The sequence below is a fragment of the Bartonella sp. AA126HLJHH genome, from assembly GCF_042197425.1.
Lineage (GTDB): Bacteria > Pseudomonadota > Alphaproteobacteria > Rhizobiales > Rhizobiaceae > Bartonella.
The window spans coordinates 1-2084 of sequence record NZ_JBHIRU010000074.1; the positions used below are offsets into that span (position 1 = coordinate 1).

The window sequence follows — 2084 nt, forward strand, 5'->3', positions numbered from 1 at the left end:
TCTCTTTAAACGAAAATACTTGTTTAAAAGCCATTTCTTATGAACAAGCCTTGCAACAAAATGGTTGGGGGCAATTACAACCGATTGCTACGGCTCTCTTACCCGTCGAGCCTTTTAAAATATTCCTGCTTCCAACACCATTAATAAACTATGTTTATGACGTTGCTGATATTCAACAATCTTCTATCGATTTTGTTGCTGTTTCTGCTTTATGTGGATTGTCTGCTGTCATTGGAAATGGCGTGCGGGTTTCTCCAAAACAACATGCCAATTGGAAAATTGTTCCTAATCTCTGGGGTGCCATTGTGGGGGAACCTTCAACTATGAAAACAGATACCATGGAAGCTGCTTTAGCACCTCTTGATGTTTTTCAAGAGGAATGGCATCAAGAATGGTTAAAGAAGAAAAAACAGCAAGAAACAAAAGATATTCTTATTGAATTAGACAAAAGAGAAAAGAAAAAACAAGCCTACAAAGCACTCAAAGATCAAGACGAGGAACAAGCCCTTGCTCTTCTTTCTCAATCTCTTGAACATAAAGAAAGTGAGGAAGATGACACGCTTAATAAACGACGTCTTATTGTCAACGATGTGACCGTCGAAAAGCTTGGGGAATTGTTAAAAGAAAACCCCCGTGGTTTATTGTTGGTTCGTGATGAATTATCTGGTTTTTTATCCGATTTGGAACGGAAGGAATATCAATCAGACCGTTCTTTCTATCTAACAGCTTTTAATGGCAAAAAATCATACACCTATGACCGTATAGGACGTGGAACCATTTTTATTCCCAATGCAACCATTTCCATTATTGGGGGCATTCAACCTTCACGGATTATTCCCATTATTCAAGCAATGCACCATGGAACAAATAATGACGGCTTATTGCAACGGTTTCAAATGCTGGTGTGGCCCGATGAACGAAAAGAGCGGTTATGGGTTGATAGACCTCCCAATCAAAAGGCATGGGAAAGTTATCAAGAAATTTTTCGTTCTCTTTATAATAAACCATTAGGATCACCAAAACACCCTATTACCATACGCTTTTCTGCTGAAGCTCAAGAAATGTTTCGTGTATGGTGGGAAAATTTTCAAAGAACAATCAAAGGAGGTCATTTCTCATCAAGTTTACAAGCGCATCTTTTGAAAATGAATAAAACCATACCAACCCTTGCATTGATTTTTGAATTGAGTGAAGGGGGGCGTTTTGAAATCAATAGAGATGCCCTTGAGAGAGCCTTATATTGGGAAGAATATCTGATAAGTCATGCAAAACGTCTTTATGCGGCGAATGATACATTAACAGCAGAGCGTGCAAAATTAATTGTAGAGCGCTGTGATCTTTTACCCAATGTTTTTACGGCAAGAGATATCTATAGACGGTGTTGGAGATCTTTAAAAAACAATGGAGCCGTTAAGCAAGCTTTAGAGCTTTTATGTCGTTGTAACTATATTCGTGAATTTCCTATAGAGGGGAATGAATTAGGTCGGCGTCCTGATAGACGGTATGAATGGAATCCTTTGGTTAAAAACAACAGCATAAAACAATAAAGAAATCTCTTTTGAAGTCTTTAAGACAACCACGCAAAACTCTTTTTATGGCATTCTCATCAAGGAACTTTTTTCCAAAAGCAAATGATCTGAGGACCTTATCAGAAGAGTTTTGTCAGTCTTGTCAGTTCATTCTAGCTCCTATATTATTTTTTTTAAATGAGAGAAAATTAAAAACATTATATTTCAATAGGTTAGTATTTTAACGATACAACCTATATCGACAATACAACCTTAAATACAATCAATAATATATATTTGTCAGTTTGTGTCTGTAAATTGAACTAACAAACTAGATTATTTTAGTGACTCATAAAACCTATCAAAATAATCATTATGATATTTTAAAAGCACATGCTTCATTTGTCTTTTTCCATAAAATAAACAGCAAATTTCACTATTTTGCTGATCTGATCTCTCTCATGGACTGTGGATAAACAGCATTTAAAAACTCTTTTGAAAAAATTATCGGCTTTTTTAGCATTTTTCTGCATTTTTTCTCAATTCGTTCAAAATGGATTTAATAAGCTTCGTTTT

Annotated in this window: 1 protein-coding gene; it reads left to right on the top strand. The window is 35.6% G+C overall.

Annotated features, from left to right (window positions below; all coding sequences use genetic code 11):
• Window positions 1-1547: YfjI family protein (locus ACFIQC_RS09705; RefSeq protein ID WP_375707124.1), on the top strand; the 1547-nt coding region annotated here is incomplete at its 5' end.
• Window positions 1548-2084 lie beyond the last annotated feature (537 nt).